13 protein-coding genes are annotated in these 14,892 nt (G+C 37.8%); all 13 read left to right on the top strand.

The window, feature by feature from the left end; translation table 11 throughout:
* Nucleotides 1–6: 6 nt before the first annotated feature.
* The 13 genes from truB to CEF18_RS09880 all read left to right on the top strand — a co-directional run bounded on the left by truB (nucleotide 7) and on the right by CEF18_RS09880 (nucleotide 14,810).
* The gene (truB, locus tag CEF18_RS09940; RefSeq protein WP_110936322.1) at nucleotides 7–945 is read left to right on the top strand and encodes a tRNA pseudouridine(55) synthase TruB; all 939 of its coding nucleotides are present in this window, start codon (nucleotides 7–9) and stop codon (nucleotides 943–945) included.
* 10 nt (nucleotides 946–955) lie between these two features.
* On the top strand, nucleotides 956–1,900 hold the full coding sequence (locus CEF18_RS09935) for a bifunctional riboflavin kinase/FAD synthetase (RefSeq protein ID WP_110936321.1): 945 nt from the start codon (nucleotides 956–958) through the stop codon (nucleotides 1,898–1,900).
* A gap of 177 nt (nucleotides 1,901–2,077) precedes the next feature.
* A complete protein-coding gene (gene rpsO / locus CEF18_RS09930; RefSeq protein WP_110936320.1) occupies nucleotides 2,078–2,347 on the top strand; it encodes a 30S ribosomal protein S15 in 270 nt (89 codons plus the stop codon).
* Nucleotides 2,348–2,668: 321 nt separating this feature from the next.
* On the top strand, nucleotides 2,669–4,765 hold the full coding sequence (gene pnp, locus CEF18_RS09925; RefSeq protein WP_110936319.1) for a polyribonucleotide nucleotidyltransferase: 2,097 nt from the start codon (nucleotides 2,669–2,671) through the stop codon (nucleotides 4,763–4,765).
* 218 nt (nucleotides 4,766–4,983) lie between these two features.
* On the top strand, nucleotides 4,984–5,943 hold the full coding sequence (locus CEF18_RS09920; RefSeq protein WP_110936318.1) for a polysaccharide deacetylase family protein: 960 nt from the start codon (nucleotides 4,984–4,986) through the stop codon (nucleotides 5,941–5,943).
* Between the two features lie 27 nt (nucleotides 5,944–5,970).
* Nucleotides 5,971–7,215 (top strand): M16 family metallopeptidase, encoded by a 1,245-nt coding sequence (locus CEF18_RS09915; protein WP_110936317.1) that lies wholly within the window; start codon nucleotides 5,971–5,973, stop codon nucleotides 7,213–7,215.
* A 71-nt stretch (nucleotides 7,216–7,286) separates the two neighbouring features.
* Nucleotides 7,287–7,523, top strand: a complete 237-nt coding sequence (locus tag CEF18_RS09910; RefSeq protein WP_110936316.1) for a YlmC/YmxH family sporulation protein — start codon at nucleotides 7,287–7,289, stop codon at nucleotides 7,521–7,523.
* Between the two features lie 421 nt (nucleotides 7,524–7,944).
* The gene (gene dpaA, locus CEF18_RS09905; protein WP_110936315.1) at nucleotides 7,945–8,847 is read left to right on the top strand and encodes a dipicolinic acid synthetase subunit A; all 903 of its coding nucleotides are present in this window, start codon (nucleotides 7,945–7,947) and stop codon (nucleotides 8,845–8,847) included.
* A gap of 1 nt (nucleotide 8,848) precedes the next feature.
* Nucleotides 8,849–9,442 carry a dipicolinate synthase subunit B gene (locus CEF18_RS09900; RefSeq protein ID WP_110936314.1) on the top strand — a complete coding sequence of 198 codons (594 nt, stop codon included), beginning with the start codon at nucleotides 8,849–8,851 and terminating at the stop codon, nucleotides 9,440–9,442.
* 272 nt (nucleotides 9,443–9,714) lie between these two features.
* Nucleotides 9,715–10,761 carry an aspartate-semialdehyde dehydrogenase gene (gene asd, locus CEF18_RS09895; protein WP_110936313.1) on the top strand — a complete coding sequence of 349 codons (1,047 nt, stop codon included), beginning with the start codon at nucleotides 9,715–9,717 and terminating at the stop codon, nucleotides 10,759–10,761.
* Nucleotides 10,762–10,791: 30 nt separating this feature from the next.
* Entirely contained in the window at nucleotides 10,792–12,006 is a 1,215-nt protein-coding gene (gene dapG / locus CEF18_RS09890; protein WP_110936312.1) for an aspartate kinase, read from the top strand.
* 66 nt (nucleotides 12,007–12,072) lie between these two features.
* A complete protein-coding gene (gene dapA / locus CEF18_RS09885; RefSeq protein ID WP_110936311.1) occupies nucleotides 12,073–12,942 on the top strand; it encodes a 4-hydroxy-tetrahydrodipicolinate synthase in 870 nt (289 codons plus the stop codon).
* 197 nt (nucleotides 12,943–13,139) lie between these two features.
* Nucleotides 13,140–14,810, top strand: coding sequence for a ribonuclease J (locus tag CEF18_RS09880; protein WP_110936310.1), 1,671 nt, complete (start codon nucleotides 13,140–13,142; stop codon nucleotides 14,808–14,810).
* Nucleotides 14,811–14,892 lie beyond the last annotated feature (82 nt).

The following is a 14,892-nucleotide window of genomic DNA, read 5'->3' as shown; positions in this document are numbered from 1 at the left end:
GACATAATGTCAAACGAATTAATAGGTGTTTTTCCTTTATGGAAACCTAAAGGAATGACTTCTTTTTCTGCAGTGAGAGAAGTTGGGAAGAGATTCGGTACTAAAAAGGCAGGTCACACTGGGACGCTAGACCCTGATGTTGAAGGAGTTCTTCCTGTTTGTCTGGGTAGAGCAACGAAAATTGTAGAGTATTTAACTGCTGAAAAGAAAACATACATTGGTGAAGTAACATTAGGATTTTCGACGACAACGGAAGATTCTTCGGGAGAATTAGTAGACAAAAAAGAAATTAAAGAGGACATCACGGAAGACAGTGCTAAAGCAGTGTTGCGCCAGCTTGAAGGAGTAATTAAACAAACTCCGCCGATGTATTCCGCTGTGAAAATAAAAGGAAAAAAGCTTTATGAATATGCCAGAGAGGGAATCACAATAGACCGTCCCAGCCGTGAAATAACGATTTATGAGCTTGAATTACTAGATCATCCAAAAAAGAATCAAGATGGAACAGTTTCATTTTCTTTTAGAGCCGTTTGCAGTAAAGGCACATACATACGCACATTAACTGTTGCCATTGGCGAGAAGTTAGGATACCCAGCACATATGTCTCATTTAATTCGTGAAGCGTCAGGCGCTTTCCATAGGGAGAATTGTTATACCTTGGAGACGCTGGATGAATACCGGCTTCAGGATAAACAACAAGATTTATTAATTAGCCCGGAAGAAGCTCTTTCAAGTTTTCCGAAAATAACAGTGACCGACCATGATGCAATGAGAGTAATGCAAGGAGCGATTTTGACTATACCAGAAGAAGTTAAATCGATGGACGAAACGATTTGGGGTTTGTATAATCAACAAGGAGAATGTCTCGCTTTATATAAAAAAGATGAAAAAAGAGCAGACAGTATGAAACCTGAAAAAATGATAAGAACTGTTCATCAGCGATGAGGTGGTAATAATGCAAATAGTGAAGTTAAAACACCCTCATACTCAAATGGAATTTCCTGAGACAGCTACAGCATTGGGCTTTTTCGATGGAGTTCATCGAGGGCATCAAGAAGTGATTCTTACAGCGAAAAAAAAAGCGAATGAGATGCAATTGAAGTCTGCTGTTATGACATTTTTTCCTCATCCGAAAGAAGTTTTACGTAAAACTGATAAAGATGACGTATACTATTTATCCACGATTAAAGAAAAAGAAAAACAGATATCTGAACTTGGGATAGATTACTTGTTTATCATTGAATTTGACACTGCTTTTTCAGAATTGTCTCCTCAGGAATTCGTGGATCAGTATTTAATTGGGTTAAATATTAATCATGTTGTCGCAGGTTTTGATTATTCCTATGGTCGATTAGGTAAAGGGTCCATGGAAACATTACCTTTTCATTCTCGTGAGAAGATATCTCAGACAACGGTGGATAAAATCACGTATGAAGGTGAGAAAATAAGTTCTACTGAAATTCGTCATGCACTTTTACAGGGGGATATTGATAAGGCAACCACCTATTTGGGAAGAAAATATGTCATATATGGCGAGGTCGTTCATGGTGAAAAGCGTGGACGAACGATTGGTTTTCCGACAGCTAATATTGCTTATCACGAAAAAGTAGTTATTCCAACTACAGGTGTTTACGCTGTATGGTTACGTGTAGACAAAAACTGGCATCGCGGAGTTTGTAATATAGGATACAAACCAACTTTTCATGATCCTTCAAACGAGATTCCAACGATTGAAGTTCATCTTTTCGATTTCGATGGTAATCTTTACGACAAAGAAGTCTCTTGTTCATTTGTTGCAAGAATAAGAGGAGAGAAAAAGTTTGCTTCCGTTGATGATTTAATCGCGCAAATTTCAAAAGATAAAGAAACAGCTAGAAGCTTATTTGAACAAGATTCTTAGATCGCAGAATCTGCCAAAAACGGGTTAAATTTTTCTTTCTTTGTGTAAAATGAATGAAAAACTTGAAATATGGCAATAAAACTAGTATGATTAAAAATGTTAAGAACCAATGCTTGGCAAATCGAGTCACCGACGTTTGCTCGGCAATTGGGGATGAAAAGAAGGAGGTGTAGCAAAATGGCATTAACTCAAGAACGTAAAAATGAAATTATTGAAAATTTCAAGACTCATGACAAGGATACAGGTTCTCCTGAAGTGCAAGTAGCTATCCTTACGGAGCAAATTACTACGCTTAATGATCATTTGCGTACTCATAAGAAAGATCATCACTCACGTCGTGGTCTTTTGAAAATGGTCGGTCAACGTCGTAACTTACTTACGTATTTACGTAATAAGGATGTTACTCGTTACCGTCAAGTTGTCGATAAGCTCGGTCTTCGTCGATAATTACGTAAGCGGGAGTTTCTCCCGCTTTTTCTTATGCTTACGTAGATAGTTAAAAATTTCCTACTTCTAAAACTTAGAATGACACTTGGTGAATGATTTTTTATGATATTTTTGTTTGGTTATAAGCTTGGAGAATCGGAAAGTGTACGGGCTGTAGCGAATTCAAGCGGAATCCTAACAACTTTTAATAAAACAGCCTTGTTTTTCAACACATAAAAGATTTGCTCTATTATAAAAATATTATTGCTTTTATCATAACTACATAAATAAAAGTTAATTATAAAAGGAACTATTACTTGAATGAGAGGAGTTAAACTAAAGATGAATCAAGAAAATCAATCATTTTCAATGGAATGGGCCGGCCGTACGTTAACGTTCGAGGTAGGACAGTACGCAAAGCAAGCAAACGGCGCAGTAATGGTACGTTATGGTGATACTACAGTATTATCTACTGCTACAGCTTCAAAAGAACCAAAAGACTTACCGTTCTTTCCTTTAACAGTGAATTATGAAGAACGCCTTTACGCTGCTGGGAAAATCCCCGGAGGGTTTATTAAACGTGAGGGACGTCCAAGTGATCACGCGGTTCTAACTAGCCGACTTATCGATCGTCCGATTCGACCTCTATTTCCAGATGGATTTAGAAATGATGTTCAAGTTATCAGCATCGTTATGAGTAGTGACCTAGATTGCTCTTCAGAAATGTCGGCTATGGTCGGTTCATCACTTGCATTATCGCTTTCAGACATCCCGTTTGATGGTCCTATTGCCGGAGTAACAGTTGGTCGTATTAATGGGGAATTTATCATCAATCCTAGTACAGATCAAATGAAACAGAGCGATATAAATCTAATCGTTGCTGGAACAAAAGATGCTATTAATATGGTGGAAGCAGAAGCAAATGAGCTTCCTGAAGAAATCATTTTGGATGCAATTATGTATGGACATGAAGAAATCAAAAAATTAGTTTCCTTCCAAGAAGAGATTATAGAGAAACTCGGTAAAACAAAAATGGAAGTGAAACTTCTTACTCTTGATAAAGAGCTGGAAGCTGAGCTTCGTGAAAAGGCTACAACACAACTTGTACAAGCTGCAACAGTTGTTGAAAAAGGCGCACGTGAAATCGCCATCAAAGAAGTCTACGATGAAATGTTAGAAGGCTATGTTGATGAGGAACAAGACCGAACAAAAGATGCTAAACAAGTACTAGATAAATTATTGAAAGAAACGGTTCGTAAGTTAATTACGAAAGAAAATATCCGACCTGATGGACGGAAAAAAGATGAGATTCGTCCGTTAGCTTCACAAATCGATATTTTACAACGGACACACGGATCAGGACTATTCACTCGTGGACAGACACAGGCGTTAAGTATTTGTACGCTAGGTGCTTTAGGTGACGTTCAAATACTGGATGGTTTAGGTGTAGAAGCTTCAAAACGTTTTATGCACCACTATAACTTCCCGTTATTCAGTGTGGGTGAAACAGGACCTATAAGAGGACCGGGACGTCGGGAAATTGGACACGGTACCCTTGGGGAACGTGCTTTGGAGAAAGTTATTCCTCCTGAATCAGAATTTCCTTACACGATTCGTTTAGTGTCTGAGGTTTTAGAATCAAATGGTTCGACTTCTCAAGCAAGTATTTGTGCTAGTACGTTAGCAATGATGGCGGCGGGTGTACCTATTACTGCTCCAGTGGCAGGTATCGCTATGGGTCTCGTCAAGCATGAAGATGATTTGACTGTACTTACTGATATTCAGGGTATGGAAGATGCTCTTGGAGATATGGATTTCAAGGTGGCTGGAACGGCTAAAGGTGTAACTGCAATACAAATGGATATTAAGATTCAAGGGATTGATAAGGCTGTATTAGTAGAAGCTCTATCACAGGCTAGAGAAGGCAGATTAGTTATTTTGGAAAACATGCTGGCTACTATTCCGGAATCTCGTAAAGAATTGAGTGCTCATGCACCGAAGATCTTAACAATGAAAATTCATCCTGACAAGATTCGTGATGTAATTGGACCAAGTGGTAAGATCATTAATAAAATTATTGAAGAAACAGGTGTTAAAATCGATATCGAGCAAGATGGTATTGTTTATATCTCCTCGTTAAATCAAGAAATGAATAATAAAGCAAAAGCAACGATTGAAGATATTGTACGCGATGTCGAGGTAGGTGCAACGTATTTAGGAAAAGTGAAACGAATTGAAAAATTTGGAGCCTTTGTAGAAATATTTAAAGGTAAAGATGGTTTAGTTCATATTTCCCAGCTTGCAAAAGAGCGTGTTGCAAAAGTAGAAGATGTGATTTCTTTGGGTGATGAAATCATGGTTAAAGTTACAGAAGTAGATAATCAAGGACGTGTCAACCTTTCTCGTAAAGTTTTATTGGAAGAAGAGGAAAAAAAGTAAATTTCTCTAACAATAATTATTCGATGTAAAGTAACTTAGATTATTGAGAAACGTTTGTGGATAATACTTCCTCAAACGTTTTTTTATGCGTTCTTATTCAAGCGTTAAGCACATTGTGAAAGTTTGGGATAAAGATTTATAAAACGATGGCTGGTTGAAATTATGAGGTTCTATCTTGTCCTTTTTTAACATAATTGTTAAAGAAGGAGGAATGCAGAATGCTTAAGAAAATAGTGATCCAAATAGGCACCTTCTGTTTTATATTAAGTTTAACGCTATCTACTGCACATAGCCCTATTTCAAAAGGATACGTGGAAGAAAAATGGGGACAAGCGGAAGAAGTTGTGAAAGAAGAAGACCCTTTATATATGGAAATATTAAGTCATAAAAAAGAATTGGATATCGCACCAATGGATGCAAAAGTTGATTCTGTTTGGAAAGCTATTCCAGGATTAAACGGTCAAACCATAGATGTGCAAGCGTCTTATGAGAAACTCAAAAAATATGATACCTTTGATGAATCAGAACTGATTTTTCATGAAACAACTCCAAGTGTTTCTTTGGCTGATTTGCCCGCTCAACCGATCTACCGAGGTAATCCAGAGAAACAAATGGCTGGCGTTATGGTGAACGTTGCATGGGGAAACGAATATTTGCCAAAGCTATTAAAAATATTAAGTGAGAATAATGTTCAAGCTACGTTCTTTTTAGATGGCTCATGGGTGAAAAATAACTCTCATCTTGCTATGATGATTAAAGAGGAAGGTCACGAGATAGGTAATCACGCCTATTCTCATCCAAACATGAAACAATTGTCTTCTGGTAGAATAAATGATGAGATTTCTCGCACGAATGAAGTGATTGAGGCAACACTCAATGTAACTCCCACATGGTTTGCTCCACCGAGTGGTAGTTATCGCCAGGAAGTTGTAGAAATTGCTAGAGATTATGATTTATATACCGTATTATGGACAGTAGATACGATTGATTGGAAAAATCCAGACCCAAAAGCGATGGCTGATCGCGTCGTGAATGAAACAGAAGCAGGGTCACTTATTTTAATGCACCCAACCGAATCAGCAGAGAAAGGTCTGGAACTGATTCTTCAAGGAGTAAAAGAAAAAGGATTAGCTTTAGGGAAATTATCTGAAGTTTTAGGCGAAAAAAGAGCACCTTGATGATTTTTAATTTTAGGAGGATATACAGTGATAAAACGTTATGTCAGCGAGAATGGTTTAAGAGTTGTATTTGAACCTAATCATACGGTTCGTTCCGTATCGATCGGAGTGTGGATTGGTACAGGATCAAGAAATGAAGACAAGCAAGAAAATGGATTATCTCATTTTATTGAGCATATGTTTTTTAAAGGGACAAAAACAAGAACTGCTCAAGAATTAGCAGAGGCCTTTGATTCGATTGGCGGTCATGTGAATGCACTGACATCCAAGGAATATACTTGTTATTATGCGAAAGTACTTGATACCCATGCGAAATATGCTGCAGATGTGTTAGCAGATATGTACTTTAACTCCCAGTTTGAAACCAAAGAATTGAATAAAGAAAAAGGTGTTGTATTAGAGGAAATTAAAATGTACGAAGATACTCCAGATGATCTTGTTCACGACTTGCTAAGTAAGGCTAGTTATGGCGAACATCCATTAGCTTATCCAATCTTAGGTACCGAAACAACACTGGAATCTTTTACTCAGGAAGACCTGCTTAACTTCATGAACAAATATTATCACGCTGATAATGTCGTTATCTCTATCTGTGGCAACGTGGATGAGTCTTACGTGGAATATGTCCAGGAACTTTTTGCATCCTTAAAACGGAAGCCTGCCAATGATACACTGGAAAAGCCGATATTTATTCCAGATAATATCGTGCGTAAAAAAGATACAGAACAAGCCCATCTTTGTTTAGGTTTTGATGGCTATCGAATTAATGATCCTCGAATTTATTCGTTAATCTTAATGAATAATACACTCGGTGGAAGTATGAGTAGCAGACTATTCCAAGAAATTCGTGAAAATAGAGGCTTAGCTTATTCTGTATTTTCTTATCACTCGTCCTACAATGATTCAGGGATGCTGACAATTTACAGTGGCTCTGCACAGGCGCAACTTGATAATGTCTATGATGTGATAATAAATACGATCGATGAAATGCGTCAACATGGCTTAACAGAAAAAGAACTTAGAAATGGAAAAGAACAATTAAAGGGCGGTCTGATGTTAGGTCTTGAAAGCACTAGCAGTCGAATGAGTCGCAATGGGAAAAACGAGTTGCTTTTAAAACAACATCGTACGCTTGATGAAGTCGCTAGGTCTGTTGACAATGTGCAGATGAAAGATATTCAAGAAACATGTGAAGATATTTTTTCTAAAGATTTTTCTTCTACTTTGATAAGTCCTGAGGGGAAAATGCCTGCAACCCTGTCTGTTAATTAAATATCCTAAAATGATAATCATAGTTACCCTCCCCCTCTTCATATAATAATATAAAGAAGGGGGAGGGTTTTATGCGTTTGAGTGAAATTAGTCAAAAAGAAATCATTGATTATCATAAAGGAGAGCGTCTGGGAGTTTTGGGTCAAACGGATTTGCAAATTGATGAAAAAAGTGGACAAATACAAGCTTTTGTTATTCCTACTTTGAAATGGTTTGGACTTGGAAAGCGAGAGAAAGAAGTAACGGTTTATTGGAAACAGATAAGGAAAATAGGAACCGATATGATCATCATTGAGGTGACGCCGTAAAATAACGAACTTTAAAGAGACTGCAGAAAAAGGTATTTTTATTTTTCTGCAGTCTCTTTAAAATGGGGAGATTTTGTGTTTTTGGCTAAATTGGATGTTTAGAACGGGGAAGTACTCGAGTCTGTTTACCTCAGAAAACGCTTCTTCAAACATTTCTTTGTAACAACATTCAAAGTTTTTATAAGAATTTTTTATTCTCGAAATGAGGTTCACTAAAACATCGAAAGAAAGGGCTAATGCCTAGGTATTATCACTAATTTATTTAGAAATAATGAACGCATTTAGGTTACATAATCAGTTTAAAACAAGGCATTTATGCTTTTGTTTTTACTCACAAAATAGATAGCACTACATAGAATGTGGTGAGAACATCGCAAGGTTCTCCATTCCCTTTCTATTATAGCGAGAGGGGAGATATTATTTGTTAAGTGGAATGGAAATAGCCATTATTGGAGGAGATTTGCGTCAAATAGAAGTGATTAGAAAACTATCTGCACTAGATGCTACGCTTCACCTTATCGGATTTAATAATGTAGATGATGGTTTTCTGGAAGCGGAAAAAAAAGAATTTGGTACGACTAATCCAGAAAGTTTGGATGCAGTAATCCTTCCAGTTAGTGGTATGGATACTAATAATGAAGTTGAATCAATATTTTCTGGTAATCCTTTAGTACTGGAGAGAGATTGGGTGAAAAAAACCTCTTCCAACACGAGGTTTTATACTGGAGTTGCGAACAAAACTTTGAAGTCATTAATTTCTGAAGAAAATAGAGAACTTATTGAAGTAATGACGAGAGATGATTTAGCAATTTACAATTCCATTCCAACCGCGGAAGGTACGATTATGCTTGTTATTCAACATACAAATGTAACGATTCACAAAGCAAACGTAACAGTTGTAGGTTTTGGAAGAGTTGGTCAAACAATTGCCAATAAATTTCATGGGTTAGGTGCAAATGTAACTGTGGTTGCTGAAGAAGAGGCATTGCTGGCTAGGGCTTATGAAATGAATGTGAATCCGAAGCCGTTAGATGAACTGAGCAATGTCGTTTGTCATGCAGATGTCGTGATTAATACAATTCCATCTCTAATTATCACATCTCATGTTATATCTCAAATGCCAAGCCACGTTTTTATTATAGATTTAGCATCTAAGCCAGGAGGAACAGATTTTGAATTTGCTAAAAAAAGATCCATTAAAGCTATGTTAGCACCAGGTCTCCCTGGATTAGTAGCGCCTAAAACAGCAGGTCTTCAATTGGCACAATTATTATCCGTTCTATTAAAAGATCAATGGATTGAATTAACAGAAGGGAGGACATAACGTGTCTTTAGAAGGAAAACATATTGGATTTGGATTGACGGGATCTCACTGTACGTATGGCGACGCTTTACCTCAAATGGAGATTCTTGTGGCAAGTGGAGCAAAGGTGACTCCTTTTCTGTCTTATACCATTCAAAATACGGATTCGAAATTCGGTGAGGCCGCAATGTGGATAGAAAAAATTAAACAGATTACGAAAGAGCCTATTGTAGACTCTATTGTAAAAGCTGAACCGTTCGGACCAAAAACACCTTTAGATTGCATGGTTATTGCTCCGTTAACTGGAAACTCGACAAGCAAATTTGCAAATGCCTTAACTGATACACCTGTTTTAATGGGAGCAAAGGCGACACTTCGTACAGGAAGTCCAGTTGTCCTTGCGATATCTACAAATGATGCGCTTGGATTGAACGGGGTAAATGTGATGAAACTAATGTCAACAAAAAATATATTTTTTGTTCCCTTTGGTCAAGATCATCCTTTTAAAAAGCCAAATTCTCTTGTGGCAGACTTTACCAAGTTACCACAAACAATAGAATCTGCCTTGAAAAAAGAACAATATCAACCTGTTATAATAGAAACTTATAAAGAATAATGAAATTATTTGACACACTTGATAAAATAGAGGTAGAGGAAGTGATCGTCGTTAAGATTTTTCTTAACGGCGATGATCATGTAGTATTGTATTAGTTAAGTTCAAAAAGGGATTAATAAAAAGAACAAGCTCTGTAGGAAAGATAAAAATCGACAGTAATGACGTGCTGCACCTAAAAAGAGACGCAGAAGAAATGATCGTTGAACTTTTTGAACATCCTCTAACAAGAATGTAAAAATACAGTAATGGATGAATTGGAAGGAGATTTTATTATGACACAGCAAGGTTATCATGTAGCGATTGTAGGTGCGACGGGAGCAGTTGGAGAACAACTGATAGATACTTTAGACAGATTAGATTTTCCGGTTGCATCACTTTTACCTTTATCTTCAAAAAGGTCAGCAGGTAAAAAAATTATGTTTAAAGGTGAGGAAATAACGGTTCAGGAAGCAACAGCGGAATCATTCGAAGGCATTCAACTGGCTCTATTCAGTGCAGGTGGATCCATCTCTCAAGCATTAGCACCAGAAGCAGTAAAGCGTGGGGCAATTGTTGTAGATAATACAAGTGCATTCCGTATGGATGAAGATGTTCCATTAGTTGTACCAGAAGTAAATGAAGAAGATCTAAAAAATCATTCAGGCATCATTGCTAATCCAAACTGTTCAACGATCCAAATGGTGGCAGCGTTGGAACCAATCAAGAAAGCAAAAGGTTTAAAGAAAATAATTGTTTCTACATATCAAGCGGTCTCAGGAGCAGGGGTTAAAGCGATTGATGAAATGTATGAGCAATCTCAGCAAATCGTTGAAGGAAAAGAAATTAATCCTCAAGTACTCCCTGTATCTGGTGATAAAAACCATTATCAGATTGCATTTAATGCTATACCGCAAATTGATGTGTTTCAAGAGAATGGATATACTTTTGAAGAACTAAAAATGATGAACGAAACAAAGAAAATTATGCATGATAATTCGTTGAAAGTGGCGGCTACGTGTGTCCGGTTGCCAGTTGAGACTGGACATTCAGAGTCTGTTTATATCGAAGTAGAGCAAGACGGACTTGATGTACCAGGCATTCGGCAATTACTGTCTGAAGCGCCAGGTATTACACTTCAAGACGATCCAAGTAATCAGGTTTATCCATTAGCAAGTGCAGCAAAAGGAAAAGACGATGTGTTTGTTGGAAGAATCAGACGAGATCTAGATGAGGAAAAAGGTTTCCATTTGTGGATTGTTGCAGATAATCTGTTAAAAGGTGCTGCACTTAATTCCGTTCAAATTGGTTTTTCTTTAATTAAACTAGGTTTATTAAAATAATACAGAACGTAAAGGCGGCTGAAGAAGTCTATGAAAATTGTGGTACAAAAATTCGGTGGGACCTCCCTGCAATCTGAGGAATTACGAGAACGTTCGGGTCATCATGTTTTAGAGGCTTTGAGAGAAGGATATAAAGTGGTAGTGGTTGTTTCTGCAATGGGTAGAAATGGGGCCCCTTATGCAACAGACACATTATTAGGCCTAGTAGGGGGAATCACTACTCCGATCTCAAAAAAGGAACAGGATATGCTTGCTTCTTGTGGAGAAACAATTTCATCTGTCGTATTTTCCACGCTATTGCAGCAAAAGGGTGTCAAAGCACTTGCAATGTCTGGTGCTCAGGCTGGTTTTCGTACGACAGAAGATTATACAAATGCAAAGATCACTGAGATGAAAGTAGAGGGTTTGCGAACAGCATTAGAGGATTATGATGTTATTGTTGTAGCTGGTTTTCAAGGGGAGACTCCTAAGGGTACTACAGCAACATTAGGACGAGGAGGATCTGATACATCCGCCACGTCTTTAGGAGCAGCTCTTCAAGCTGAAGTGGTTGATATCTTTACGGATGTAACAGGTGTCATGACAGCAGATCCAAGAATCGTCAAAAATGCAAAAACGATTAGTGTTGTCACTTACAACGAGATTTCCAACTTGGCTTATCAAGGTGCAAAGGTTATTCATCCTCGTGCAGTGGAAGTAGCAATGCAGGCAAAAGTTCCAATTCGGATCCGGTCTACTTCCGAGGACGACTACGGAACGTTGATCACAACCAGTACTTCAAATGTTTTAGGCAAAGATATCGATGAAAGACCAATTACCGGTATTGCACAAGTGAGCAATGTTACTCAGATTAAATTAACCGCAAAAGAAGAGGAATATGAACTACAGTCAAAGGTGTTTAAAGCTATGGCGAAAGCTGAAATTTCCGTGGACTTTATAAGTATTCATCCGCTGGGAGTGGCCTACACAGTCCCGGATCATCTCACCAGCCTTGCAGTGCAAGTATTAGAAGAGATGGATTTACTTCCTGAAATCACTAGAAATTGCGCAAAGGTTTCGGCAGTGGGGGCTGGAATGACAGGGGTCCCGGGGATTACTTCTAAAATAGTCGAAGCATTAGCAAATGAGCACATTCAAATCTTGCAATCAGCCGATTCACACACAACAATTTGGGTCTTAGTAAAAGAAACAGATATGATTAATGCAGTAAATGCGCTTCATCAGGTGTTTTTACTGGGTAACTAAAATTTACAGTTAAAAAATGTTAAATCCGATTATCTAGAGAGTTAGTCGAAGCGAGGAGTGGGATATATGGCACTAGGAAGCGTCTTAACAGCGATGGTTACACCATTTGATTCAAATGGGAAAATAGATGTTGATAAACTCCCTAAATTAATAGATTATTTGATTGCTAATGGAACAGAAGGTGTGGTCGTCGGTGGGACGACTGGTGAATCTGCTACGCTTAGTATGGAAGAGAAGGTTGCGTTATATGATCAATCGGTAAAGGCTGCAGCAGGGAGAATCCCGGTTATTGCAGGGAGCGGTATGAATGACACCTATGCGACGGCAGAATTAACAGTTCGAGCCGAGAAGGTCGGTGTAGATGGAATCATGCTTGTTACCCCTTATTATAATAAACCTTCCCAAAGAGGTTTGTATGAACACTTTAAAACTATTTCCGAGAAAACATCTTTGCCTGTAATGCTTTATAATGTTCCTGGCCGGTCTGTTGTTAACATGTTGCCTGAAACAGTTGTTGCACTTTCTAAAATTCCAAACATTACTTCTATTAAGGAAGCGAGCGGTAACTTAGATCAAATGACTACGATAATTTCGAATACACCCGAAGAATTCCAAGTATATTCCGGGGATGATAGTTTAACTCTTCCTGCGTTAGCAGTTGGAGCTGACGGTGTGGTGTCTGTTTCCAGTCATGTGATCGGGAAAGAAATGCAAGAGATGGTTAAAGCATTCCGAAGTGGAGATGTTAAAACAGCCAGTACTATTCATCAGAGATTGTTACCGGTGATGAGAGACATGTTTATTGCTCCAAACCCTTCCCCAGTGAAAACAGCTTTACAGCTTAAAGGGATGGATGTTGGTGGCGTTAGACTTCCACTTGTTCCGTTAACAACCGAAGAGAGAAAACTAGTTTCTCAAGTTTTAGACACTATCTAATTCAAAAAACTATTTTAAGACCGTGAATCTATTTTAGGAAATATTCCTAAATAAGATACACGGTCTTTTATAATTTTGACGCCTATATTTTTAATTAGAAATAAACAATAGTTGTCGGTCAAAACGATAATACGTTATACTGATGAAAGTGGGTGGTTCGGATGAGAGTGATTATAAAAAAATAGGAGGATTTACAATTGTCAAACCAGCAAACAGATAAAATACAAATATTTTCCTTAGGCGGCTTAGGGGAAGTCGGGAAAAATATGTATGTCGTAGAATTAGATGAGGAAATAATAATATTAGACTCAGGATGTATGCATCCCGAAGATGACATGCTTGGAGTAGATATTGTTATTCCTGACATATCATATTTGACCGAAAACAAAGAACGAATTAAAGGTATCATTTTGAGTCATGGCCATGAGGATCATATCGGAGCGATTCCATATGTACTGCGAGAACTAAATGTACCGGTTTATGGATCAAAACTTACCCTAGCACTAGTCCAAGAAGCGTGTAACGAAGTTAAGTTAAAAAATAAACCTAAATTCATTGAAATTCATGCGAATTCAAAAACTAAAGTCGGTAAAACACCTGTAAGCTTTTTTAGGACAAACCACAGTATCCCTGACTCACTGGGCATTATCGTACACACATCGCAGGGACCTATCGTGTATACAGGAGACTTTAAATTTGACCAAAATCCAGTTGATGGTAAGCCTACTGAAATTAGTAAGCTAACTGAAATTGGTGAGAAGGGTGTTCTTTGTCTGCTCTCAGACAGTAAAAACTCCGAAATTCCTGGAAATACACCATCAGATTCCATTGTTGCAGAAGGATTGAAAGATGCTTTCCATGAAGCGGAAGGTTGTATTATTGTGGCGACTTTCGCTACTCATATTCACCGCATTCAACAAGTTTTATATGCTGCTGAAAAAGTGGAAAGGAAAGTTGTCTTTTTAGGAAAAGAACTTGAACGGGTGACGAACATTTGCCGGAAATTAGGGTATTTAGTGGATGAAAATAATACCATTCTTACTGTTGATGAAATGAAGAAGCATGATAGAGAAAAGTTGGTTGTCATAACAACAGGCAGCCAAGGGGAAGCACTAAGTCCTCTTTCAAAAATTGCTAAAGGTACTCACCCACTCGTAAGAATAGAGAAAACAGATCGAATAATTATATCTGCTATGCCAAGACCGGGTAACGAAAAAACAGTCTCTGAAGTTGTAGATCTTCTTTCTAGAACAGGTGCAGAAGTGGTGTATGGTAGTTCTAAAAAAGTTCATGTATCCGGTCACGCAAGTCAGGAAGAACTAAAGCTACTATTGAATCTTATAAAACCGCAGTACTTTATCCCAGTACATGGTGAATTTAAAATGCAGCATGCGCACCGGAAATTAGCTCGTTCGGTGGGTCTCGAAGACAGTAATATCTTTTTACTGGATAAAGGCGAAACTGTAGAATTTAATAAACGAAAAGGCCAGCGAACGTCTAAGATTCCTGCAGGTCATGTACTAATAGATGGACTTGGTGTAGGTGATGTTGGTAATATTGTTTTAAGAGATCGCCGACTTCTATCCAAAGACGGAATACTTGTTGTTGTCATTACGTTAAATAAGAAGCATACCGAAATTTTATCAGGTCCTGATGTTATTTCACGAGGTTTCGTCTATGTAAGGGAATCTGAAGAGTTAATTAAGCAAGCAGAAAAGTTGGTAGTGAAGGCATTAGCTCAGTCGATGGAACTAAATCAAACGGAGTGGTCTCAGATGAAAGGGCAAGTCAGAGATCAACTAAGCAGATTTTTATATGAAAAAACAAAGCGTCGTCCAATGATCATGCCAATAATAATGGAAGCTTAAACACTGACGAAAGAGCTACTTATCATGTTCGCATGAATAAGTAACTCTTTTATTTTTGCATGAAAAGTTTTCCCACCCTCCA

The sequence above is a fragment of the Salipaludibacillus neizhouensis genome (assembly GCF_002886185.1).
Taxonomy (GTDB): Bacteria; Bacillota; Bacilli; order Bacillales; family Salisediminibacteriaceae; genus Salipaludibacillus; species Salipaludibacillus neizhouensis.
This window is presented reverse-complemented; position numbering and strand designations above follow the sequence as displayed.